25 protein-coding genes, 2 pseudogenes and 1 riboswitch are annotated in these 22,961 nt (G+C 67.4%); of the genes and pseudogenes, 19 read left to right on the forward strand and 8 right to left on the reverse strand.

Translation table 11 applies throughout. The features are described 5' to 3' along the window. Positions 1–831 precede the first annotated feature (831 nt). Positions 832–1,458, forward strand: a complete 627-nt coding sequence (locus ON33_RS13975; RefSeq protein WP_083868936.1) for a hypothetical protein — start codon at positions 832–834, stop codon at positions 1,456–1,458. Between the two features lie 409 nt (positions 1,459–1,867). Here the strand turns inward: ON33_RS13975 and ON33_RS43295 are convergent. Further along, positions 1,868–2,077, reverse strand: a pseudogene (locus tag ON33_RS43295) (globin domain-containing protein); the annotation flags it as partial. A gap of 269 nt (positions 2,078–2,346) precedes the next feature. Here ON33_RS43295 and ON33_RS13985 point away from each other — a divergent pair. Beyond that, entirely contained in the window at positions 2,347–2,886 is a 540-nt protein-coding gene (locus ON33_RS13985; protein WP_245550534.1) for a dihydrofolate reductase family protein, read from the forward strand. A gap of 87 nt (positions 2,887–2,973) precedes the next feature. Here the strand turns inward: ON33_RS13985 and ON33_RS13990 are convergent, their stop codons facing one another. Next, entirely contained in the window at positions 2,974–3,732 is a 759-nt protein-coding gene (locus ON33_RS13990) for a dienelactone hydrolase family protein (protein WP_040858932.1), read from the reverse strand. Positions 3,733–4,083: 351 nt separating this feature from the next. On the opposite strand from ON33_RS13990, the gene ON33_RS13995 reads away from it, so the two are divergent. Continuing rightward, entirely contained in the window at positions 4,084–4,815 is a 732-nt protein-coding gene (locus ON33_RS13995) for a dienelactone hydrolase family protein (RefSeq protein ID WP_040858934.1), read from the forward strand. 215 nt (positions 4,816–5,030) lie between these two features. On the opposite strand, the gene ON33_RS14000 is transcribed toward ON33_RS13995, so the two are convergent. After that, a complete protein-coding gene (locus ON33_RS14000) occupies positions 5,031–5,543 on the reverse strand; it encodes a PaaI family thioesterase (RefSeq protein WP_083868938.1) in 513 nt (170 codons plus the stop codon). 182 nt (positions 5,544–5,725) lie between these two features. Here ON33_RS14000 and ON33_RS41200 point away from each other — a divergent pair, with 182 nt between their 5' ends. Together ON33_RS41200 and ON33_RS14005 are read left to right on the forward strand one after the other, a co-directional pair. Continuing rightward, positions 5,726–5,884 (forward strand): hypothetical protein, encoded by a 159-nt coding sequence (locus ON33_RS41200; protein WP_157184526.1) that lies wholly within the window; start codon positions 5,726–5,728, stop codon positions 5,882–5,884. A 10-nt stretch (positions 5,885–5,894) separates the two neighbouring features. After that, complete coding sequence (locus ON33_RS14005) at positions 5,895–6,332, forward strand: VOC family protein (protein WP_040859241.1); 438 nt, start codon at positions 5,895–5,897, stop codon at positions 6,330–6,332. A 413-nt stretch (positions 6,333–6,745) separates the two neighbouring features. On the opposite strand, the gene ON33_RS14010 is transcribed toward ON33_RS14005, so the two are convergent. Next, entirely contained in the window at positions 6,746–7,786 is a 1,041-nt protein-coding gene (locus tag ON33_RS14010) for a fused (3R)-hydroxyacyl-ACP dehydratase subunits HadA/HadB (RefSeq protein WP_040858937.1), read from the reverse strand. Positions 7,787–8,350: 564 nt separating this feature from the next. Between ON33_RS14010 and ON33_RS14015 the strand changes: the two genes are divergently transcribed. The 4 genes from ON33_RS14015 (at position 8,351) to ON33_RS14030 (ending at position 11,294) form a co-directional block, all read left to right on the forward strand. Further along, the gene (locus ON33_RS14015; RefSeq protein ID WP_051152083.1) at positions 8,351–8,734 is read left to right on the forward strand and encodes a hypothetical protein; all 384 of its coding nucleotides are present in this window, start codon (positions 8,351–8,353) and stop codon (positions 8,732–8,734) included. Between the two features lie 55 nt (positions 8,735–8,789). Further along, positions 8,790–9,026, forward strand: a complete 237-nt coding sequence (locus tag ON33_RS41205; protein WP_157184527.1) for a hypothetical protein — start codon at positions 8,790–8,792, stop codon at positions 9,024–9,026. A 377-nt stretch (positions 9,027–9,403) separates the two neighbouring features. Beyond that, positions 9,404–9,718, forward strand: coding sequence for a hypothetical protein (locus ON33_RS14025; protein WP_040858940.1), 315 nt, complete (start codon positions 9,404–9,406; stop codon positions 9,716–9,718). 559 nt (positions 9,719–10,277) lie between these two features. Then, the gene (locus tag ON33_RS14030; protein ID WP_051152085.1) at positions 10,278–11,294 is read left to right on the forward strand and encodes an AraC family transcriptional regulator; all 1,017 of its coding nucleotides are present in this window, start codon (positions 10,278–10,280) and stop codon (positions 11,292–11,294) included. On the opposite strand, the gene ON33_RS42250 is transcribed toward ON33_RS14030, so the two are convergent. Further along, positions 11,246–12,205 carry a helix-turn-helix domain-containing protein gene (locus tag ON33_RS42250; RefSeq protein WP_051152088.1) on the reverse strand — a complete coding sequence of 320 codons (960 nt, stop codon included), beginning with the start codon at positions 12,203–12,205 and terminating at the stop codon, positions 11,246–11,248. The two genes, ON33_RS14030 and ON33_RS42250, sit on opposite strands and share 49 nt — an antisense overlap. Positions 12,206–12,907: 702 nt before the next feature. On the opposite strand from ON33_RS42250, the gene ON33_RS14040 reads away from it, so the two are divergent. From ON33_RS14040 to ON33_RS14050, 3 genes and pseudogenes are all read left to right on the forward strand, one after another. Then, on the forward strand, positions 12,908–13,675 hold the full coding sequence (locus tag ON33_RS14040; protein WP_063710996.1) for an MmyB family transcriptional regulator: 768 nt from the start codon (positions 12,908–12,910) through the stop codon (positions 13,673–13,675). A gap of 47 nt (positions 13,676–13,722) precedes the next feature. Further along, complete coding sequence (locus ON33_RS14045; RefSeq protein WP_040858941.1) at positions 13,723–14,139, forward strand: MerR family transcriptional regulator; 417 nt, start codon at positions 13,723–13,725, stop codon at positions 14,137–14,139. After that, positions 14,139–14,482 (forward strand): annotated as a pseudogene (locus tag ON33_RS14050) (thioredoxin family protein). Before ON33_RS14045 ends, ON33_RS14050 begins: the two are co-directional and overlap by 1 nt. A gap of 266 nt (positions 14,483–14,748) precedes the next feature. On the opposite strand, the gene ON33_RS14060 reads toward ON33_RS14050, so the two are convergent. Next, complete coding sequence (locus tag ON33_RS14060; RefSeq protein WP_040858944.1) at positions 14,749–14,973, reverse strand: hypothetical protein; 225 nt, start codon at positions 14,971–14,973, stop codon at positions 14,749–14,751. A 4-nt stretch (positions 14,974–14,977) separates the two neighbouring features. Next, positions 14,978–15,181, reverse strand: coding sequence for a hypothetical protein (locus ON33_RS14065; RefSeq protein WP_040858945.1), 204 nt, complete (start codon positions 15,179–15,181; stop codon positions 14,978–14,980). Positions 15,182–15,323: 142 nt separating this feature from the next. On the opposite strand from ON33_RS14065, the gene ON33_RS14070 reads away from it, so the two are divergent. The 3 genes from ON33_RS14070 (at position 15,324) to ON33_RS14080 (ending at position 16,888) form a co-directional block, all read left to right on the forward strand. After that, on the forward strand, positions 15,324–16,223 hold the full coding sequence (locus ON33_RS14070; RefSeq protein WP_157184528.1) for a helix-turn-helix domain-containing protein: 900 nt from the start codon (positions 15,324–15,326) through the stop codon (positions 16,221–16,223). Next, positions 16,220–16,417 carry a DUF397 domain-containing protein gene (locus ON33_RS14075; protein WP_040858946.1) on the forward strand — a complete coding sequence of 66 codons (198 nt, stop codon included), beginning with the start codon at positions 16,220–16,222 and terminating at the stop codon, positions 16,415–16,417. The genes ON33_RS14070 and ON33_RS14075 overlap by 4 nt, the downstream gene beginning before the upstream one ends. A gap of 84 nt (positions 16,418–16,501) precedes the next feature. Beyond that, a riboswitch (guanidine-III (ykkC-III) riboswitch) is annotated at positions 16,502–16,564 on the forward strand. Positions 16,565–16,573: 9 nt separating this feature from the next. Continuing rightward, positions 16,574–16,888, forward strand: a complete 315-nt coding sequence (locus ON33_RS14080) for a DMT family transporter (RefSeq protein ID WP_040858948.1) — start codon at positions 16,574–16,576, stop codon at positions 16,886–16,888. A gap of 3 nt (positions 16,889–16,891) precedes the next feature. On the opposite strand, the gene ON33_RS14085 is transcribed toward ON33_RS14080, so the two are convergent. Next, entirely contained in the window at positions 16,892–17,548 is a 657-nt protein-coding gene (locus ON33_RS14085; RefSeq protein WP_051152093.1) for a DUF8175 domain-containg protein, read from the reverse strand. Between the two features lie 381 nt (positions 17,549–17,929). Here ON33_RS14085 and ON33_RS41210 point away from each other — a divergent pair, with 381 nt between their 5' ends. From ON33_RS41210 to ON33_RS40545, 4 genes are all read left to right on the forward strand, one after another. Beyond that, positions 17,930–19,234, forward strand: coding sequence for a hypothetical protein (locus ON33_RS41210; RefSeq protein WP_157184529.1), 1,305 nt, complete (start codon positions 17,930–17,932; stop codon positions 19,232–19,234). A 577-nt stretch (positions 19,235–19,811) separates the two neighbouring features. Next, positions 19,812–20,573, forward strand: a complete 762-nt coding sequence (locus ON33_RS40540) for a DUF8176 domain-containing protein (RefSeq protein WP_051152095.1) — start codon at positions 19,812–19,814, stop codon at positions 20,571–20,573. A 636-nt stretch (positions 20,574–21,209) separates the two neighbouring features. Further along, the gene (locus ON33_RS14100) at positions 21,210–22,103 is read left to right on the forward strand and encodes a MinD/ParA family ATP-binding protein (protein ID WP_157184530.1); all 894 of its coding nucleotides are present in this window, start codon (positions 21,210–21,212) and stop codon (positions 22,101–22,103) included. Next, positions 22,100–22,948: a hypothetical protein gene (locus tag ON33_RS40545; RefSeq protein WP_051152098.1), complete on the forward strand. Its 849-nt coding sequence runs from the start codon at positions 22,100–22,102 to the stop codon at positions 22,946–22,948. The genes ON33_RS14100 and ON33_RS40545 overlap by 4 nt, the downstream gene beginning before the upstream one ends. Positions 22,949–22,961: the final 13 nt, after the last annotated feature.

Here is a 22,961-nt window from a genome sequence, read left to right on the forward strand (position 1 = left end):
AGCACTCGACCGGACGTGTTGCGGGCGGCTTGGATCAGCATGGCCCCGATCAGCGTCGCAGTCATCGCGTTCGGCGCGAGCACGCTCCTGACTGATTGCCGTCAGCGGCGTCCACCAGCACCTGCCGGCCGCCCTCGGGGGCGGGGCCCACTGTGGCGATGTCACCATCCAGGCTCACCAGCACACCGCGGCCGAACCGCAGTCGGCTCGCTGGTCCACGGCCCCGGCGCATAGCCGACCGGCACGCTCACTCCGGCCGTGAAGCTCAGCCGTGACGCAGACTGGGGCCCCTGTCGAGTATTCGGTCTGTGGGGCAGCGTGTGCCGCGGCCCCGCCTGGGCGGGAGATGTTGTGCGCGAAGCACTCTGAGCAATACGTATTCATCCACCTGCCGCGAATGTGGCGCGCGGCAGTTCTCCCACCTGTCGCATTATTCCGATATCCGCTCCCTGCGTGCTCTAACTGCCGAATGGCCAGCGCTGCCTGTAGGTTCGCGCGGAGTTCGATCAGCTTCTGCGGGAGAGGCGAAGGATCGAGGCGACTCGGTGGTCCGCGACAGCGCCGAGGTCGACCCCATGCCCGGTCTTCATTGGCTGATGGACGCACCTGTGTACCGCGCGAAGTCGCTGAGGTTGGACGTCGGCTGAGCACGCAGCCAGGGCGGCGATAGCTGTTGCCGAACCCTCGCTGGGAGATTCGTTTGCGGTGATCGCCCAGGCTGCTGGGCGATTGCGGGCCGAGCTATTGCCACAGCCATCGTGCGGGAGCAGGCTGGGGGGCGTCGGTGGCGTCACCGAGGCGCTGCCCCCGCTCAGAGGAGGTGGATCGAACGTGTTCGCACGCTCTAGCACGATTCAGGCGCAGCTGTCCTCTATGGATGCCGGGATTGCTTACATGCGCGATGACGTGATGTCCGAGTTGTCTGATATACCCGGCTGGGTCGGGATGTCGTTGCTGGTGGACCGGAGCTCCGGGCGGTGCATCGTCACTACCGCGTGGGAGACGGAACAGGCGCTGCACGACAGTTCGAGCCGGGTTCGCTCGATTCGTGATCGGGCCGCTCAGATGTTCGGCAGCGACGGCAGCACGCTGGTCGAGGAATGGGAGATCGCCGCTCTGCATCGCAATCACCATGCCAGCGAGGGCTCGTGCGTGCGCGCGGCCTGGGTCAGGAACGCGCCGGAACGGCTCGACGCCGCGATCGAGTTGTACAAATCCGCCGCACTCCCGGGGATGGAGGAGCTCGACGGGTTCTGCAGCGCCAGCCTCATGGTCGACCGGTCATCCGGGCGCGGCGTCTCCTGTGTCACGTTCGACAACGCCGAGGCCATGGCGCGCAACGCCGACCGGTCCGCCGACATGCGAGCGTCCATCGCCGGCCGCACCGGCAGTGAGGTGACCGAGGTCCGCGAGTTCGAGTTGGCGCTCGCGCACCTGCGCGTTCCCGAATTGGTGTAGCTCGCACCGGGCGGCGCCGCCACGACTGCGCCGCCCGTCCGGGACTCACGAGAACCGGTGCAATCTCGCACTTTCCGCCCTCGAGGGGCAGATCAGGGCCCTTGACTCGGGCCCGCCCGGTGCCTTGGAGGCACAACGAGAATTCACCGGTGCGATCGCCCCTTGAAGGGCCGTCGCACCGGCGCAGGCGCGTTGCTCAGCAATCCGGCGCATATCCGTAGCCCAGCGAGAGGTGTGGCCATCGGCGGCACTGGGCTGACAGGGACGCGTCCGCACAGGTGTGCTCGCAGTTCGTTCAGCTGGTTTTCCTCGGGCGTCGACGGGCCGCCCGGCCGATCCGCGCCGCCGGCACCTGCATGAGGCGTACACGATGGGCGTGCTGATGTGCGTGTCCGAGAAGACCGTCAAGGTTCATCAGCGAATTGGCGGCCATGTCGAAGTACTCGAGCAGCTGCCGCCGGTGCGCGTCGTCGAGCACCTCGGGCTCGATCTCCGCCACCGCGATGTGCATGGCGCGCAGGCGCGCGTCCCGCTCGATCGGCCCGACCTTGAACGGCACGTGCCCCATCCGCAGGCGCGGATGCCCGCGCTCGTCGGAGTAGGTGGGCATTCGCGGACCTGCGCGCCCTCGGCCTGATCGAGCGCACGAAGCAGGGCAACCGGCACGCCGGCCGACGCCCGCACGCTGAGCGAATGCCGCGCGCCTCGCTGTCCTTCGCCCCTGGTCGCTGGTCTTCCCACCCTCGTGCCCGGCATGAATATGTCTGTTGCGTGGCAGATCCGCGTGTGCGGCGAGCACGATGGGAGCGGCCCTTGCGGGGGATCTGGTGCTCGGACGGTTCTGGTCAGTCGTTGAGGAGGACGTTGATGGTGCCGGTGGTCTATTCGATGACGGTATCGCTGGATGGGTTCATCGCGGGGCCCGGGGACGACATCGGGTGGACTGCGCCTGATCCGGAGCTGATGCGGTTTCACAACGAGCAGACTCGGGACCTTGGGGCGCATGTGTGCGGTCGGCGGTTGTATCAGACGATGCTGGTGTGGGAGACGGCCGAGCAGACCATGTCCGACGAGACGGACTTGGAGTTCGCGCGGATCTGGCGGCCGATTCCGAAGGTGGTGTTCTCGCGGACACTGAATTCGGTGGAGGGCAACGCGAGCCTGGCCACCGGGGATATCGCCACCGAGATAGGACGGTTGCGGGACCGGCCGGGTGGTGGCGCGGTGGCCATCGGCGGGGCGGGGATCGCTGCGGCGGCTATCGCTGAGGATCTGGTCGATGAATACCGGCAGTTCGTTCGCCCGATCGTTCTCGGCGACGGCACCCCGTACTTTCCGCGGCTCGATAGAGCCCTCGATCTGCGGCTGGTCGAGTCGCGGATATTCGGTTCTCAGGTCGTCTACCTTCGCTACCAGCGGGTGCGCTGAAGATCTCGGGGTGCGAGCCGGCAGCCCGAGGTCGCACGGCGAAATCGATTCGCCGATGCGGATTTCGAGGACCGGCAGCGTCTGCTGTCAGCGCAGGTTGCGGTCGAACAGGGACAGCAGTTCGCGGTAGTGGCGTTCGGCGGAGTCGGCATCGTAGGCGGCGGTATCGGCCTGGGTGTAGCCGTGCTGGGCGCCCGGGTAGACCTCGGTGCGGTAGCGGACGCCGGCGGCTTCGAGGGCCTTGTCGAACTGGGCGATGTGTTCCGGGGTCATGTGCTGGTCCTCGCCGGCGTGGGCGAAATACAGCTCCCCCGTGATGTTTCCGACGGTCAGGTGCGGGCTGTCCGGGGAGTCGGTGACGAGCGGACCGCCGTGGAAGCCGGCCACCGCGCCGACACGATCGGGGTACATGGCGGCGACCATCACCGCGAGCCGGGCGCCCATGCAGTAGCCGGTGAGACCTACCTTTCCCGCTGTCACCAGCGGCGACGCTGCCAGCCATTCGAGGTAGGCGCCCGCGTCGGCGCGAATTCGATCCGGTGTCAGGTCGCGGATCATCGGGAAGACCTGCTGGAAGATCTCCGGCCGCTCCGACGGGTCGATGTAATCCGGCAATTCGATCACCGGTGCACGCCCGTGCCGGTAGAAGGCATTCGGCAGCAGAACGGTGTAGCCATGGGCCGCAATACGATCGGCCAGCGCGCGCAGGCTCGGCCGCAGTCCGAAGCCGTCCTGGATCACCAGCACTCCCGGATGGGCGGCGCCATCGTCGGGGTGGACGACATACGCGTCGGCGACACCATCCGGCGTCCGGACATCGACCGACATACCTTGCACAGCAGTCATCGTTGAATCCTCCTGTCGCGTCCCCTCTTTCGAACCTACCCCATCCAAGATCGGCCGATTCGGCTGCGGGCGGGGTCACCGTCGCTCGGCGAGGGCCAGCACCCGCCAGTTTCGTGAGCCGATCCACGATGCCTTCACGCGAGTGGCTCCGTGACATCCGGTCCCGGGGGCACCGCGAAAACCCTTTGACGGCCACGGCGACCGCTGCTAGTTTTCCGGAGGCCGTGCCAGAGAACGAGGAGGTGGTACCCGTGAACGCAGTATCGACATGGGTGCTCCCCTCCGGGGTCACGGTCGGGCGATAGGTCGTCCGGGAGCGCCGTTCAAAGAGCACTCCCGAAAGGCACAACCGTGCAATTCATTTCCGAACAGCGCCTCGACGACGGCATCCTCGAGCGCGAATTCACCCTCGGCGAGATCCCCGGCATCCTGTGGACACCCGGATCCGCATCCGCACCGGCCCCGCTGATCCTGCTCGGCCACCCGGGCGGACTGAAGAAGATGTACCCCCGACTGGCGGCCCGGGCCAAGCACGCCGCGGCGTCGGGATACGCCGCGGCCACCATCGAGCTCCCGTGGAGCGGTGACCGGCCCCCTTCCGCCGCTGCCGAGCAGGCCCGCGCCGACCTGCGCCGGGCGATACAGGCGGGCGAGCCGGTCAGCGACGAGATCGTCGAACGGCTCACCCTCCCGCTGGTCGACAAGGCGGTCCCGGAATGGCGGGCCACCTTGGACGCCCTCCTGGCGCTGCCCGAGATCGGCGGGCCGGTCGGGTTCTCGGGAGGGGTGATCGCCATCGGCGTCCGGCTGGCGGTGGTCGAGCCGCGTATCTCGGCCGCCGTGCTTTTCGCCGGCAGTTTCGTGCCCCGCGTCATGTTCGAGGAGGCCCGGCAGGTCACCATTCCGCTGCTGGTCCTGCTGCAGTGGGACGACGAGGGAAACGACCGGCAGCTGGCTCTGGACCTGTTCGATGCCTTCGGCTCCAAGGAGAAGACGCTGCACGCCAATATGGGCGGGCACACCGGCGTCCCACAGCACGCGGGGGATGAGGGGAACCGGTTCTTCGCTCGGCATGTGAAGTGAGGCCAACCCGGGCCGACAGCAGACGATAGGAGCCGTCGGCCAGGATGCCGCTCATCAAGGACAGGTCCCGGACCTCCTCGATAGCGGTGGCCAGCAGATGCACAACCGCCCCGATCGCATCGATACCGGCCGGTCGGGGCGGCGCGTCTCCGGATTGACGTCGGCGCACGGCAACCAGCCGCGGACAGGACTCCGGTACTGCGGCTGGGGAACTGCTAGTTCGTGCGGCGCACGTACAGCTGCTGGGTCGCGCGAGCGACGAGAACGCCGCTATGGGAGACGATTTCAGTCGTATGCGTGGTGATCGACTTGCTGCCGTCGTCCGTTGTGGCGCGAATGGCCGCTACTTCCTCGAACGGGAGTGACATGGTGGCGGTCATCAGTTCACGGCCGGGCGCGATGAATTCGATACTCGCCGAACTGGTCCAGACGCGGTAGCCGGAACCGAGTTGACCACGGGCCATGATCCCGAAGAACGGATCGGTCATCGCGTACAGAGTGCCGCCGAAGGCCGATCGGTTCGGGTTGCGGTTCCATGGGCGAACCCGGTGCGTGGCTTCTACGCAGGTCCAGTCGTCTGCGATGCGGGTGACGCGGACACCGGCGCACAAGAGCGGCGGGTAGAGACTCATGGCCAGACGGACCAGACGTGGATCGGGCAGCGCTCGTGTGCCCGGCCGCCCAGCGGTGGGATCGGGTGTGTGGGTCGCTGCCGGGGTCGACGACATCAGTCCATCCTGTCTGCCACTTCGTCTTGAAGTCGTTGCGGGCCCATCATTTCCGACGCAACGTGACGCGGGCAATTTCTGCTCCCGGCTCGATCCGCTGTCGGATGTTCGCACCGGACTGCCAGCGCCATCGGTGATCGTTGCGCGAGGTTCGAAGCCGTTTGCCGAATGAAAGGATTGCCATGACCGAGTCACTGCCGCCGACCGCTGCCGTCCGCGTCGGACGCGCCAGTTTCGACCCGAGCAACTTCGCCGAGTTCGAGGCGCTCATCAGGAAGCGGGCGGAGTACCTGGTCCTGGGTCCTGGCTCGCCACCAGACCTGATCGGCCCAGCTCGGTAGCATGCGACGCATGGCCATCAAACTCGAGAACGTCGGCATCGCCGTTCGTGACCTCGAAGCAGCGATCGCGTTTTTCACCGATCTTGGTCTCACCGTCGTCGGCCGTGACACAGTCAGCGGCGAGTGGACCGATACTGCCGTCGGCCTTGATGGCAACCACGCACACATTGCGATGCTCCAGACGCCGGACGGTCATGGTCGCATCGAGCTCTTCGAGTACATCCATCCCGAAGCGATCGAGTCGAAGCCCACTCGTCCCAATGAGATTGGCATGCACCGCGTCGCGTTCTCAGTCGATGACATCGACAAGGCCCTCGAGATAGCCGCGAAGCACGGCTGCCATCCGCTTCGTGGGGTGGCGACCTATGAGGACATCTACAAGCTCACCTATGTCCGCGGTCCCAGCGACATCATCGTGATGCTCGCTGAGGAGCTGAAGAAGAGCTGACCGCCGCCAGACCCGAAATTTGGCCTCGTAGATGTCGGTTCGTCGTGCGGGGTATGACCGTAGTGCCCTCGGGGGTGGCACGTACAGCAGCATCCGACGGTACGGGTTCGCGCGCGGGTGGAAGCAACGTCCTGTCCTGACGCACACTCACGCCGAGTTCGGAACAAACGGTGTAGTCACGCACTACGGACTGCAAATCTCCCGAAATTCGCCAATTCCTCAGTGGTTGTGCGAGTTTGGATCGTATCGACTGTAGCCGTGCACTGATCCGCCGCTGATCGTGCCGACCGAACCGACCGGCTCGACCGCTCGCGTGATCAACAGGCAGACCGCCGACCATCAGCGGTATGTAGCCGATGGGCGCGCTCGGTAACACAGCACATTGCCGAGCGCGACGTCACGGAGTCGTCCGTCTATTTGAGGCGGATGTCTGTAGTGGCCAGGCCGAAGATCTTGCGGCCGCCGGATTTCGCGGTGAGGACGACTGTGGCGGTTCTGGTTTCCGGGTCGATCGATTTGATCCGGCCGGTGAACTCCACCTCCCCGGCCGAGGCTGCTTCGACGACCGTGTAGTTCGACAGCCGGGCTCCGTACCGGATGATGGCGCCGGGGTCGCCGAGCCAGTCGGTGACGAATCCGGCTCCGAGGCCCATGGTGAGCATGCCGTGCGCGATCACATCGGGAAGGCCGGCCAGTGAAGCGACTCCCTCGTTCCAGTGGATCGGATTCACATCACCGGCGACGCCCGCGTAGTTCACCAGGTCGCCCCGGGTCAGTCGGACGGTCCGGGCCGGTAGCTCGTCGCCGACGGCGATGTCGTCGAAGCCGATTGCCGTGTGCGGCAAACGTGTTCGCGACACGTCCGAATGTTGAGGGGCGGCCTGCGCGGGCTGATCGGTCGTTGTCTGCCCGGCGGCGTGCGGAGCCGAAGCCGCGGGCGTCGGCGCGACTTCCAATCCGCTCATGACCACGCCCGCGAGGGCATCGCTGATCTCGGCATCGATGTCAGCGCTGGTGATGCCCACGACCGTCGTGTGCATGATTTGCACGATCTGGCCGGACTGGTCGGTGAATGTGTTGGTGATCGTGATCAGGTCCTTGCCTGCGACACGGCGAACCGAGGCCAGTTCGACATCACTGGTCAATCGGTCACCGGCCAGGAGAGGTCTGTACATCTCGAAGACCTGATCGGTGTGCACGAACATGTCGTAGCCGGTCATGACGTTCTCGAGCAGAGCACGATTGGCCCGCATGGCGACGATCGAGGCGAACGTGCTCGGCGCGACCAGGCCGGCGTACCCGAGTTCGTTCGCGGCGGGCTCGCTCCAGTGTGCTGGATGGGAGTCCTGGACAGCTCGCGCGTATTCGCGGATCTTCTCCCGACCAACTTCGTAGTAGTCATCGACGCGATAGCGATAGCCGACCAGCCCGGCAACATCGAACGCTGTCTCCATCAAGCCTCCCCTTCATCGTTTTGATCGACCCAGATCCGGATCCGCAGGTCCGAGTTCGTGAGCAGGGACCACTCTTCCACAGGACAGCACGCTTGCTGAGGCGAACAATCGGGCCTGCCGTCGAGACTGCCAGGTCACGGCAACAGAACCAACTTACGAAGGAACACAGAACGATCTGAACGATGGCCTGGGCCCATCCTCAGCTCGAGGTCGAATATCCCGCATTGCCGCGACCCCCGTGTTTCGAGGCGACCAACGCATGTGCCTGCCGGAGGATCGACTGGTCGAATTAGCCGGTTTCGTGAACGGGGCGGGTTCGGAGCTGTGCTTCCGCTGCGGTGTGCAACGAGAACTGACCACCGAATGCCGGCCGTACGACGACCATCTCGGGCCGGGCGGGCTGGTGGCCGGCCGGCCACGGTTCGGCCGCCGTGACCGTCGAGGGCGACGGTGTTCGGCGGCCGGCCCTCGGCGGCCACCGCGGGGCAAGGAATTCGATAGAGATCTTTAAGCCCGCGCCCGTAGATTTCTAGGTGCTTCCCCACTCCGAGAGGGTGAAAGGCTATGGCGCTCCGTATATCCGGTCGCGCGATTACCAGCGACATGACTCCCGAGACCGCGCATCTGGTGTTCGGTCCCGGTGGTGGCACGTGGGTTCTGAGCTGGCTGCCGGGGTGGGATCTGACCCGGGAGCAGGCTATCGACGGGATGGCGCTGGACGAGATGTTGAGCGACCCCTCCCCTGCCGATGGGGAGTTCGCGTTGGAAATGGCTGAGCTGCGGGCCGAATCGCTCGGGTTGCGGCTCGAGGATGCCGTGGTCCGGTTGTTCGCGCGGATCGCCGAACGGGATCGGCAGCGGCAGTCGGGAACGGACGGGGCGGACCGTCCTCCGGGTGCGTCCGGGGGACGGTGCCGCCGCCAGTTGAATTCGATTGGCTCGCATTGAGGTTCCGCGTTACGTTGAGTCTTCGCCCAGCGGGGGAGGCTGAACGCTGGGGATCATGGATTCACGGCGGGGAGCCGGGTACGCCAGGGCCGCGGCAGCGATCCTGCTGGCCTGCTTGTGCGTGACGGCCGCGTGTACATCTCCCACCCGCGGTGAGCGGGCGCTGGACGCGGACCTGGTGCGCACCATCGACGAGATCCTGGCCACGCCTATGGCCGCGGGACTGATTCCCGGCGCCGAGGTCGCCATCGTCGATCCGGAGCAGGGCACCTACAACGTGGGCCGCCAGTGACGCGACCGAGCCAACCCGCTATCGGATCCACGACGTGCCTCTGCTGCGTCACGGCCTGCTGATGGCGACCGGCACCGTGCGTTTCGGGTCCCACACCCTGCCGATCGCGATCCCGTTCAACGCCGTAGACGGTGCATGGCAGATCCTTCCGAACTGGATCTGTCAGTGTTCGACCGGCCCGGACCGACCCACCGCCCGCGTTGCGCTCGCGTAGGCCGCGCGCGATCCACCGGCCCGGGTAGCCGGAAACCATTGGGGGATTTCTCCCTAATCAGTCCGCTCGGGGTACCGCTGGGCCGATGTCGGTGATCGTTTTCGGCTGAACATCAGGCAAACTCGGATGCGCAAACCGCACACGAGCTCTTGGGAGTGAATGAATGCGCAAGATCCTGCCCTCCACCCTGCTGGCCGCCAGCGCCGTGGGCGCCCTGCTGGTGCTGCCCGCCGGCGCCGCCAACGCCCTCACCCCGGCCTGCCAGGCCGCCAACGACATCCTTGCCAGCTACGGTTCGCTCGGCCCGAGCCCGCAGCAGAAGCAGGACGCTGCCGACCGCCTGCACGGCATCGATGCCAGCGGCCAGGAGAAGTGGGCGATCGACAACTACGCCGACGCGCTCGCCAAGGGCGACGTCGCGCTGGTCGGCAACAACGCCGCCATCCTGAACGGCGTCTGCAACACCGGCGGCCAGTAGTTCTTCTCGCTCCGCAGCACACTTCGGGCCGGGACACGACGGTGTCCCGGCCCGAAGTGTGCGGGCCGACGCCGCGGCTCACGACTGCGCTCGCGGCTACCAATCCCTGTACGGCCCAGCCGATTCGCCCCAATGCCCGCCTGTTCGTCATGCACCCTTCCGGTTCGATCACCTCGCATCCACGCGAAGGCGACGAACGCTAACTGCCAAACTGTGAATCGATTGAATTTCAGATAATCCGGTCGGCCATTGGCGGGCACAGATTGTGCGACCGGATGACCTTTCCGGACTGAACCGGAAGGTGTCGGCACGGGTGGCCCCGCTCCGGTTCCGATGGCAGACAAAGCATTCCGCTGAGTGTTTGCTACAGTCGCCGGGAAGCGCCGCGCCCCACCCTGGGACGAGACCCCGAAACCAGATGACACAGTCACGATTTCACAATTCACGCCGAGGGTTCAGGACCGTGTGCTGATGGCTTGCTGCTAGTCTTCGATGCGCGGCGCCCCGGCTATGTTCGCCAGCGCCGGAGCGTGCCCGTGTCGAGATGGTGGAGGTTGGGATGGCCGTCGTTTTCGACACGCGGCCGCTGCCGCGGCACGAACGGGCCGCGGCGATGGCGGCGACCATCGAGGAGGGGGTTGCGGCGGCGGATGTGCGATTCGCGGATCCGCGTGCGGTGCACGGCCGTATCGAGATGTGGTCCTTCGGCGCCGTTCAGGTGTTCCGGTCCGAGTCCGCCGGTGTGGAGGTGCTCAGGACCGCCCGGCATGTGCGGGCCGGCCCGGCCGGGATCGTGGGCGTCGCGCGTCAACTCGACGGCACCCGGGTACACGAGCACCACGGCGTTCAGGAGGTGCTGACGCCCGGAACGTTCGGTGTCGTGGACGTCGATGCTCCGTTCTCGTTGCGGGTACCGAGCCCGTCGATCAGTGTGAGCCTGCGGGTTTCGCTCGACGACCTGGATCTGCCGGGCGATACGCTGCGGGCCGCGGCGCTCGGGGTGCGCGCCAGTCCGCTGTATCCGATGGTGTCCGGGTTCATCGCCGATCTCGCCTGCCGGGCCGAGGACCTCGAATCCGATCCGGGCGCAGTCGAACTCGGGCGATCGTCCGTGGATCTGATTCGGGCGCTGGTGGTGTCGGCCGCCGGTGGCCGCGCGGCCGACGGGTCGGGCGCGGCGCTGCCCTCCGCACTACTGATGCAGCAGATCGAGACCTATCTGCGGGCGCATCTGCGACGCCATGACGTGACCGCGGCCGAAGTCGCGGCCGCGCACAATATTTCGGTGCGGCAGCTGTACCGGCTGTGGGCCGATGCCGGGCGGTCGATGCGGCAGTGGATGATCGAGGAGCGACTGGCGCTGGCGCGCCGGATGCTGATCGATCCACGGCATGCCGACCGGACCATCGGCTGGATCGCCCGTGCCACCGGGTTCCGGGATGCCAGTCACTTCACCCGCCGGTTTCGTGCCGCCTATGATGTGGGGCCGCGTGATTGGCGAGCCACGGGTGAAGCTTCGGCCGACGGTCAGGCGATGGCTCCGGCGTATCGCCAGTCCCGCGGTGTCATGCCGTAGGCGGCACGGAATCGCCGGGTGAAGTGGGTCGCGTCGCGGAATCCCACGGTGTGGGCAATGGCGCTGATGGTGCGGCCGCCGTGCGCGGGATCCACCAGCAGGGCGCGCGCGGCGGCGAGTCGCTCGGCAATGATCCACTGCTCCAGCCGGATTCCGGCGCCGGCGCACAGCCGGTACAGGTAGCGCGGTGACATGTTGTGGGCCGCGGCGATCTGCTCGACTCGCAGGTCCGGGTCGTTGAGGTGCGCCCGCACGTAGCTCTGGACCGTGCGGACCACGGTCGACTGTGCGGGCGCGGCCTTGTCGCCGGCCGCGGGCCCGGAGGCCGACAGCAGCAGGGCCCGGACCATCTCGACACAGCACTGGCCGACCATGACGGCGGCGGGATCGCGTTCGAGCGCCTCCGCGCCTTCGATGAGTTCGGTGATCTGACCGGCGATCATGTCGTGCAGCGGGCTGTCCCGCAGCCGGCCGGTGGCGGCCGCCACGGTTTCGGCCGACAGTCCGAGCCGGTCCCGGGGGATGGCGACGCACCATGATTCGCCGACGCCGTCCCATCCGGCCTCGAAGGGGGCCGCGAAGTCCCAGACGGCGCACTCCCCCGGTTCGGTGACGGTGTGCCGACCGTGCTGGTACTGATGCCGCACGGCTTGGCGCTGCAGCATGATGGCGACCGCGGAGGAGGGGGTCCGGTGAATGTGGGCGGGGGTGCGGCGCACCCGGACTCCGGAAAGGCGGATGCGGTGCAGGGTGGCCACGCCGAGCCGCCATTTCTCGTGCTGGGCGACGATGCGTTCCGGCGGGTCCAGCATCTCCGCATCCACTTGCAGAGCAACCGATTCGGCCAGTTCGGTGACCATTCCGAATCTCTTCTCGACCGGGTACGACTGCGCGTCCATCAGGACAGCCATTTCAACTCCCCTCGGAGCCCGCCCGACCACAGGCTCCACATCGGTGCCGAACATAACGACTGGCTTGATCTTAAAAAGCGGCGTGTGAAGTTCATGCATTGGCGGAAGGCGCATTACGAGGAACGCAGTGCTGAAAACTCGCGCGCCCGAATCGGTCCGGTGGGAGCGACCTGCGATTCCGCACCACACGACCGGCCCTGAGCGCCGGGGTCGGTGGCAGTCACAAGCGATAAACGTGCGCCCACAGCAAAATTGCGGATCCTCGTTCGCCGTGTCCTGACGCGGGAATGGTCCGCCCGAGAGGGCTCCGACGCCCGCGGCGCGAGATGTGTTCCGCGGCAGATTCGTTCCGCGGCCGGCCGTCGCACTCCCCTGCAGGTGGTTCGCCGACGGCCGGCCGCAGCTGTGGAGCTGGGCGGCGAGGCGGCTCACTGCGTCGCCGGCCCGCAACGACTCTAGGAATCCGGCCCGGGCCTGGCTATGACCCTGTGTGCACAGCTGTCGGCCCAGAGTGACCGTGGCCCACAGGGTTATCCACCGGCCGCGGCGGCGAAACATGGGGACGCTGTCAGTCGAACAGCTGGCACGCACAGCACCGATCGCGAGGTTGTGCGGGCTTAGCGTGGAAAGTGGGCGGCATCACAGCGTCGCCATCGTGAAGAGACAGGGGTCCGGGTGTATCCGAAGGTGGATATCGATTATATGGCGGACCTCGAGCCGCCGAGTTTCGGAGAATCGCTGCGGCGGCTCCGCGACGAACGCCGGGTCTCGCGTGAGCGTCTGGCGATGACGGCGGGTGTCAGCGCCAGCTACATCACCCATCTGGAACTCGGGCGGCGGGGACGGCCGACCCAGTCCGTGGTCGAAGCGCTGCTCCGATACCTCGATCGGGTGCACCCGGTCTCGCATCGATCGCGTCGATACCTGTTCGACCTGGCCGGGCTACGAGACCCCGCCGCCCCCGATCCCGCGGAGTTGCGCGCGGCCATCACGCCCGGAATGCGCGCCCGCCTCGACCGGCTGGGACCGGATCCCGCCGGATACTTCGATTCCCGCTGGAATGTGCTGGCCTTGAATCAGGCGGCGCGCCAGGCGTTTCCCGGGCTGACCGAGGAAAGCTGCTGGCTGACCTGGCTGTTCGAGGATCCGCGGGCGCGCGAGGCGATCGCCGACGTGGACGCCGTCGCCGCGGCGTCCGTGGAGGTGCTGCGGGCGCGCATCGCCACCCTGGACTCCCCGGAATGGTCGCGGCCGTATCTGAAGGAACTCGGATGGCATCCGGAGTTCCGGCGCCTGTGGGGGCAACAGCGCGGCCATGAGGGCGGGAATCGGTCGGTGCAGGTCCGCGATATTCGCGCCCGGACGCAATTCGACCTGGATGTGCAGTTGTACGACGTGGAAAGCGCCCGCTATCCGGGATGGATTCGCATGCTGTGGTGCACCGTGCAGGACACCGACGAATCTCGCTGATCCTCGCGTCTTGCCTTGACGTCCAGGTCAACGTTTACGGTCGGTCCATGCGGATCGGTGAGCTGGCCAAACAGGCGGGAACGACAACCCGGGCACTGCGGTTCTACGAGTCGCAAGGCTTGCTCGAGGCACGCCGGGAGACCAACGGCTATCGCGAGTACAGCGAAGCCGACGCGCGGCTGGTCGAGGAAATTCTGACGCTGCAAGCCGTGGGGTTGAGCCTGGAGGACACGCGACCGTTCGTGGAATGCCTTCGGGCAGGCCATGATGCCGGAGACGCGTGCTCGGATTCGATCGACGTCTACCGCCGCCGACTCGGCGAAGTCGACGCCCTGATGGATCAGCTCGGCGCCCTGCGCACCGCCCTCGCCGGCAAACTCGCAGCGGCGCAGGCCCGGCAGGCCGATTCATGCTGCGGCAGTGCGCTGCCGACATCCGGCTCGTCCGAAGCGAAGGAATTCTGATGTCGTCGAACCATGTCGCTGACCTGAAAGCCGTGACCGACGAGACCTTCGAGCGCGAGGTCCTCCAGCACCCCGCCCCGTGCTGGTCGAGTTCGGGGCGACGTGGTGTCCCCCGTGCCGCATGATCGCGCCCGTCCTGGCAGCGATCGCCGAGGAACACGCTGACACGCTCAGCATCCGCAACGTCGATATCGACGAAAACCCCTCCCTCGCAGCCGCTTACCGAATCATGTCGGCGCCGACCCTCATTCTCTTCCGGGCCGGCCGGCCGATCCTGACTGTGGTCGGCACCCGCTCGAAGGCCAAGCTTCTCGCTGAACTCGACTCCGCACTCAGTGCGTGACCGGCTCGTTGAACACGGCTGCGGGGACGACGAGTTGCTTCGAGAACCTTCCGGAATCCGATGGTGAAGGCAGCAGGACGCCCGAGTTCTACCTCTTCGCCGAGGACGGGCGGCCGGTACAGCCGGTGCGCCGGCCGAGTGTGATCACCACGATCCAGTTCAGGGCAACACCGCGTTGACCAGAGATTCCGTTCTCTCTGTTGACGCCAACGGATGGATCGTGCCGCAGCCGTAGCGATATCGTGCTTCGCCACGGGCGAGGTGGGTCAGGCGAAGCGGCGGGACTTGGTGGCGAGGGCGGCTCGGCCGCGGGGGGTGAGGCGGTAGCGGCCGCGAGGGTGGGTGGGGGTGATGAGGCCGCGGGATTTCAGGTGGGAGAGAGCGTTTCGAGTGCGCCAGGTGGTCAGGGCCGCGGAGTACTGGATTTGAGGGGCGGTGAGGGTGTGGTTGGGGTGGAGGGCGGCGAGGACCGCAATTTCGGCGGGGGTCATGGGGTTACCTCGGGGTGTGGGGGCGGTGGCGGCCGGTGGGATGGTTTGACCGGCAGGGGATGTCGAGGTGGCCGCCGGTGGACAGGGGGAGGCGGAGGGTGGTGGGGCGGGACTCGCGGGCGAGACGGTACGAATCCCAGGCGGTGCGGGCGGTGATGGCGGTGCAGACCACGATGATGGACAGCAGCGCCCATGCGTCCCAGGGCATTTCGACCTCCTCGTAGCGAATTCTCGGTTGACTTCACTGTGATTGCACAGCGAACCTTATGGAAGAGCTTCAACGAATTACGTTGGCGTTCCACGACGGACCACCCCACGAAAGGCACTCCCCAGATAGCGAGGCTAACGAAATGGTCGGATCCACCATTCCAAAAAGGGCATTCGGTCGATTTCTTCGCGGGCTCCGCGAGCATGTCGGAGCGTCGCTGCTGACAGCCAGCTTGCAAATAGACACTTCCAAGCAAACGATGGTTCGTTTGGAGGACGGACTACCGACGAAAGTCACTACACCACAGCTGAAGTCACTGCTGGATCTCTACGAGGTCAGCCCAGCCATCCGGCGAGAGGCGTTGGAGATGTGGCATGAGGTCCGGCAACAAGACAAGGCCGCAAAGCTCCAGGGCACGTACAAGGGATGGTGGCAGGCCTACGCTGATCAGTACGCTCCGCATTTCGATCATTACCTGCGACTCGAGGCGACGAGTAACCATTGGGTCAGTCATCAACTCGTCCATGTGCCGGGCCTGTTGCAGACTTCCGACTATCGCCGAGCGATTATTCGAGCGACCCACCCGGACCTCTCCGAAATCGATGTCGATCGCCGGTTGGAGCTCGCCGCACGGCGGCAGGAACGTATAGCGGAACCGGCCTACCGCATGCATGCGCTGCTGTCGGAGGCCGTCTTGCGCCATCGTCCCGGGGGCCCTGCAGTCATGGCCGCCCAACTGCGCTATCTCTGCGAAGCCGGCACCAGGGACAACGTTTCGATCCGAGTCGTGCCGTTCAGCGTGAACATGCACGAAGGCCTCGTCATCATGTCATTCACGATGCTTGAATTCCCGCCCCTCTCATACCATTTGGTGGAGCCACCATGCGTCTACATCGATGGCGCAGAGGGGGCGCTCTACCTCGAGAGCGACCGGGTGATCGAGCGGTTCAGAAGAGCGATCTTAAGCATTCGGCGAGTAGCGTTGAGCGAGAATGACACCAGAGATCTGATGTCGGACATCGCGAAGGAGTACACGGCGTGATTACCGATAATTCGAACGCCAGGTGGTTCAAGTCGTCGAGATCAGCAGACGCCAACGAGTGTGTCGAGATCGCGTTCATCGGGCGGGGCGCGAGCATCGTCGGGGTGCGTGACTCGAAGGATCCGGCGGGGCCGGCGCTCGTCTTCACCGGGCAGCAGTGGGATCGGTTTCTCGGGAGCGGGATCTGGCGGTGAGAGGGGCCCGTGGTCTCGGCGGATGGAGGCCGAGATCGCCGGCGGGGAATTTGCCCTGGTCGCTGGGCATTTGCCATCGTGTAGGCAGTCCCCGGTTGGGGGCCCGGACGAGGGAGCCGTACCCGGTGTGCGACAAGACGGCCTTCGGAGGTTGTCATGTCGTGGATTGTGTTGGTCGTGTCCGGGGTTTTCGAGGCCGTGTGGGCCACCGCGCTCGGGAAGTCGGAGGGGTTCAGCCGGTTCGGGCCGACGGTGTTGTTCGGCGTGGCGCTCGTGGCGAGTATGGCGGGGCTGGCGTACGCCATGCGCGGGCTGCCCGTCGGAACGGCGTACGCGGTGTGGGTGGGGATCGGGGCGGTATTGACCGTCGTCTACTCCATGGCCACCGGCGGGGCCTCCGTCAATGCGGTCAAGCTGGTGCTACTGGGTGGGATCGTGGCGTGCGTGATCGGGTTGAAGCTGGTCGGGTAGGCGCTATTTCGGGGGCTCCAGCTTGACCGCGTCCGCGGGGACGCTGGGAACCGATTGCACGGTCGCGGTTTTGGCGGCGGGGTCCGCGAGGAGCAGCCGCCAATCCTCGGACACCCACAGCACGGTCTCGGCGGTCGCGGTGATACTGGCGTCGGAGTAGGTGGCGTAGACGGTGAGATCCGCGCGGTCGGGGGCGTACGCCGTGAGCTTGTAGGCGGTGATGCGCGGGGCCACCGTCGGATTCGCGGGAGCGGTGATCGAGACCTGCGCGCGAGCCAGCACCCAGGAATCCTTGGCCGGACCGGGAATCAGCGAAATGGCCGCCACCTGCGGCCATGCGCCATCGGGGGCCAGTGACAGCCGAGTGCTGTGATTGATGGCGGCCAAGGCCGCACCCTGCGGAGTGTGCGAGAAGCCGGCGGCGGTGGCGCCGAGTTTGCTGGGACCGTCGTGGCTGCCGATGGGGAGCTGCACGCCCTGGTAGTTCTCCCAGTGCACGTCGGCGGGACCGCGGGCCGGATCGACCGCTGTGGTGGTGGTTTTCGCGGCGCTCTGATCACTGATCCCGCAGGCAGACAGGGCGAGGACGGCCGCGGAGACGAGCAGCGTCACGGCCGTGGCAGTGAAAGTTTGCGCGTGGTGTGCCGATTTGGCGCGCATGAGGATTCCTCCGGGTGGACCTGGTGGCGGTCGAGAAGTGTTGCGGTGACGCCGGTTCGGGTGACGCGGGGGCGGGCGACGCCGCTGATCCTACGAGGGCCCGCCGACTGTCTACGAGTGTTGCCCGGCACGGTTTAACAATTGGTCACTCCTGTCACGGAACCGGTTGCGGGGGCCCGCGATCCGGGTAACATCAGGGCCGCAACATGATCATCGCAGGTGGTGGGGTTGATGATGGATCATCGGGACCTGGTTCCGGTGGGCCACCTGTGCAATCGGCCAGTGGTAGGGAATGCCCGAGCGGTATGGAATGCCCTGGCATCCGGGGGATTCGGGCCGCACACCCGACATTTGTCCGTTCGGGGAAGGGGAATTGGGGACATGAAGACCAAACGAACTTCGATCCTGTTGTCGATGCTGCCCATCGCACTGGTGGCCGGCCAAGGCGTGGCCGCCGCGGCCCCGGGCCAGCCGGGCCTCGCCGTACCCGGCGACGGGCAACCCGGCCTGAGCACCCAGCCGCAACAGCCGCCCGCCAACTCCTCCCCCAGCCCGGCGGACTACATCCCGGATCCGCCGATCGCTCCCCCGAACCGTCCCCGGCCGAAGCAGCAGACAACGCCGCAGCAGGACACCATCATTCAGCCGCAGACCCAGCCACAGGTCCAGCCGACTGAACCGCAGGATTCGCAGCCTGAACAGCCAGCGGCGAATGCGCCGGAAGTAATGCCCTCTGATCCGCATCAGCTTCGGCTGGGAAACAACACAGTTCAGCTGCCGGACTGGGTCGACACAAAGACTCGCAACAAGGCCCAGGCCTACGCTGACATGGCCGAATGGCAGATTGCCGCCGCATTCGACCGTCTCGGTTACTCCGAGGATGAATCCGATCGACTGGCCGCCTCCAGCGTTGTCGGTGCTGGCCTCGGGTTAGCCGCCGGTGGCGCGGCAACCGTCGCGCTGGTTCCGGCAGGTTGTGCGGTCGGCGCTGTAGTCGGCGCAGTCGCGGGCGGTGTTATCGGCGGCGTCCCAACTGCGGGCGTTGGCGCTCCGGCTGGCGCGTTGGTCGGTGGCGTGACTGGTTGCCTTACTGGAGCTGCCGTAGTCGGTATTCCAGCAGTGGGCGTCATCGGGACGTTGGGCGCAATCGTCGCTGGTGCGCTCGGCGGAGGGAACGCAAAGCAGCCCGAACCCGCCGCCCCGCCACCCCTGATCGATACCGCTGCGCAGGTGCCGGTTTCGGATCCGGTGACGGGTTTGCCCGGGGTGCAGCCGGTTTCGGCGATCGCGGGATTGCCCGCGCCGATCGCGCAGGTGGCCGCGCCCGTGATGCAGCAGGTCGCCACCACCGTCGAGCAGCAGATCGTGCCCGCGGCGCAACAGGTTGCTCAGCAGGTCGCGCCGATCGCTCAACAGATCGAACAGCAGGTCGCGCCGGTCGCTCAGCAGGTTCAGCAGCAGGTCGCGCCGGTGGTGGAGGCCGCGGCTCCGGTGGTGGAGCAGGCGGCTACCGGCTTCGGGCAGCAGGTGGCCGCGGTGGCGCCGCAGGCCGCGCCCGTCGTCGAGCAGGTGGTGGATGGCGTGAACGCGCAGGTGGATTCGTTCCGCTCCGCCGTGGCGCAGATGCCCCCGCTCACCCCCGAAGCCTTCATGGCCGCACTGCAACCCGCCGCGCCGGGTGCGTGACCGGAACGGCACGGGCAACGCCGTGACTCCAGACAACACCTCCGACGCCACCCCAGGCCATCCACCCCCGGACAACACCGCCGAACCCCTTCCCGCCGAGAGCATCCCCAAGACTCGGAACTCCGACAGCACCTCCACGCCCCGACACTCCGAGGGCAGGCACCCTGAAGGCATGTCCATGCCTCGGCACCCTGAAGGCACCACCACGTCCCAGCAGCCCGAAGGCACCCTCGAGTCTCGACAACCTGACTACGCGGCAACGCCTCAGTACTACGACAGCTGTTCCACGGCTGAGCATTCCGGTGCCACCTCCGAGCCTCGGCACGCTGACAGCACTTCGAGGCCTCAGCTCCCTGATGACACGTTGACGCCTCAGCTCCCTGACGACGCCTCGACGGCTGGGGACTCTTGTGGCACCGGCATACCGCAGCGCTCCGATCACGTCTCCAAACCGCGGCATCGGGCTGTGGGTGGGCCGGGCGGATTTGCGGTGGAGCGGGGCCGGTTCGAGTGGAATGAGGGCGGGGCCGTAGAGAGTTCGGGGGCTGGGGCGAGGCGGGGTGGCGGGCGGCCTGTGATGCCGGTGCTGGCTCCGGACGCTGCGGAGGCGGTGGGGGCCGCCGTGGAAGAGGAGGCTCCGGGGTGGGCCTCGTGGTTGACCGAGGGGGCGGTGCCGGCGGGCGGTGAGGCCGGGCGCGCGTCGGTGCGGGCGGACGACCTGATGGCCGAGGATCCGATGGCGGCGCTGGTGTCCGAGGCGCGGCGGCGGGCGGCGCAGACACAGCGGCGGATGCGAATCCGCAATCGAGCGCTGGCGATTGCCGGAATTTCGCTGGCGCTGGTGCTGGTGGCCGTGGTGGGCTGGCTGGTACTCGCACCGAGCGACTCGACGGCGCCGCAGGCGGTTCCGGAGACAAGCGCGGCGGCCACGCCCACGGCGGCGGGGAATCAGCCGGGGCTGGTGGCCTGGTGTCAGGAACTCAGTACGCCGCAGCGGGTGAGCGGCGATACCGCGGGCGACCTCACCAGCGGGCCCGGCGTCATCATGCACCTCGAATACGCCTGGTACGTGCTGCGGGACGCGGGCGCGGTGCGCGCGCTGCTCACCCCGGACGCGCGCGTCGCTCCGGAACAGGCCACCCGCGACGCGATTTCGGCCACCCCGGCCGGGACCAAGCATTGCGTCAGCATCACCGGCGCGGACGCCGACCGCTGGAACGTCACCGTCGACGAGAAACACCCCGACGGCAGCCAGACCTCCTGGCAGCAGGTCATCACCACGACCGCCGCCCGCGACGGCCAGATCCGCATCACCTCCATCGTCGCCGGAAGCCGGTGAGCCATGGTCGACATCGACGACCGGCTCCGCCCTACGCCCCCTGAGGACCCGGAAGCCTCTGAGCCCCAACACAAGTGGACAAACCTGACCTCCCTTGCGCGCCCAGCAGATCCCCCGGAACCGACCACCCCAGCACGCCAGGCCAATCCGCCGCACCCGGCCGAGTCGCTACGCGCGGCCATTTCGGCGATACCAGCCGACTCAGCACACCCAGCCAATTCGAGAACACCAGCCCAGTCGGCACGCTCCGCCTATCCCTCCACCCCGACCGAGTCAGCACACCCAGCGAATACGGCGACGCTGGTCGAGTCAGCACGACCGACCGATCCCGGCACCCCAGCTGAGTCAGCGCGCCCGGCCAATTCGGCCACCCCGGCCGAATCAGCACGACCGGCCAATCCCGCCACCCCAACCGAGCCAGCACGACCGGCCAATCCCGCCACCCCAACCGAGCCAGCACGACCGGCCAATCCCGCCACCCCAACCGAATCAGCACGCCCAGCCAATTCGGCCACCCCGACCGAATCAGCACGCCCAGCCAATTCGGTGACGCTGGCCGAGCCAGCACGCCCAGCCAATCCGGCGATACCGCCAGAGTCGGTGCACGCGGTTGGTTCTGCGGGGCGCGCCGGGGCGGTGGGACGGGCGGAGGTGGCGGCGCGGTTGGTGGAGGCGGTGCGGGCGAGTGAGTTCGGGGGCGAGGGGGATTCGGAGTTCAGTGAGCTGATGCAGCCGGGGCCTGCCGGGTCGCCCACCGATGGGGTGCCGTTGCGGGGTGGGCAGGGGCGGCTGGTGCGGGCTGTGGTGCCACCGGTGCTGGTACTCGGCGGGTCGGGGGCTTCGGGGGCCAGTACTACGGCGCTGGGGATGGCCGCGGCGGCTGCGGTGGACAGTGACGGCGAGGTGTGGCCGGTGGTGGTCGATGCCACACTCGGGGGTGGGGACGTGGCGCTGCGCGGGTGTGACGCGGCGGCACCGGTGGGGAGCTTGCAGAAGTGGCTCGGGACAACGTATCCGGGGCTGGCGTCGAGTGTGGGGGCGTGCTCGGGACAGACCTCGACCGGGGTGCGGGTGCTGGGGCGGACGCCGGATCCGTTGCCGCGCAGGGAATCTCTGGTGTCGGTCGCGCGGCATCTCGACAATGCGGGGCTGCTGGGGGTTTTCGACGCGGGCGCGCCGGTCACCAGCCGGCTGGCGGCACCGCTGCTGGCCGATCCCAGGGTCGGGCTGGTGATCACCGTGGCCGCGCGGCCGGACGCCATCAACCGCCTGCAGCCCGCACTCACCTGGCTGGACGAGAACTTCAGCGAGTTCGTCGTCGGCGACGCCGTCATCGTCGTCACCGAACAGGTACCCGGTTCTGCCACAACGGTTCTCGATCACGTGCGCACCCACCTCGGCTCCTGGGTCCGCGCTGTCGTCCCGATCCCCTTCGACCTCCACCTCGCCACCGGCGGACCCATCACCTGGCACCACCTCGCCGCCCCCACCCGCGACGCCTACCTCACCCTGCTCGGAGCGTTGCGATGACCACGCTGCACGACCCCCGCCGCGCCACACCGCCGACCGCGGACCACGCCAAAGATGGCAGCGAGACAACAGCCGGGCCGACATCGAGGCCGAGCGCCGCCTGGCGACCACTGGGTGGCGGTGAATGGCGCAGCGGCGCGGAACATTCCGGCCCGCCCGCAGCGGACCAACCCGGCGCGCCCGCGCCGGGATACTTCGAGGCGGATCCGCCGAATCAGCCCGCGCCCGCGGCGCCGCCGGTGCCGATGTGGCATCGGTCGGTGCCGAATCGCCCGCCGCGGCCGCCGCTGGTGTGGCTGGTGGGTGTGCACGGGGGCGCCGGAGTCAGCAGTCTCGCGGCCAGTCTCAGCTGGGCCGGGGACGCGGGGCAGCGGTGGCCCGCGCGGATCGGGCTCGCGGGGGATCTGGATTCGCCGCTGGTGGTGCTGGTCGGGCGGAGTCATCTGCGCGGGGTGAATGCCCTGCATCGGGCGCTGCTGGCGCATCAGGCCCGCGCCACGCCCGCCGGCAGTCAGGTGGTCGGTGTGGTGACGGTGTCGGATTCGGCTCGGCCACTGCCGATCCCGGTCGCGCAGCGGCGCGAGGAAATGGAGGGCCTGGCCGTCGCGCTCGGGGCGCGCACCTGGCGGCTGGGCTGGCTCGAACAGTGGCGCGCCCTCGAACCCTACGAGATGGCGGAATGGGATCCGGCCGCCGGTGTGTCACCGGTGGACGAGGGCGATCCCACTCGCACTCCCCCACAACCGGTTCGGCTTCTGGCCGAGCAGATCCTCACCGCGGCGCGCATTGCCGGGGCGCGGATCACCGAACGCGGCCAGCACGGCGCGGAACCAGCCAGTCCATGACCTGAACGAGGTG

Source organism: Nocardia niigatensis NBRC 100131, from assembly GCF_000308655.1.
Classification (GTDB): domain Bacteria; phylum Actinomycetota; class Actinomycetes; order Mycobacteriales; family Mycobacteriaceae; genus Nocardia; species Nocardia niigatensis.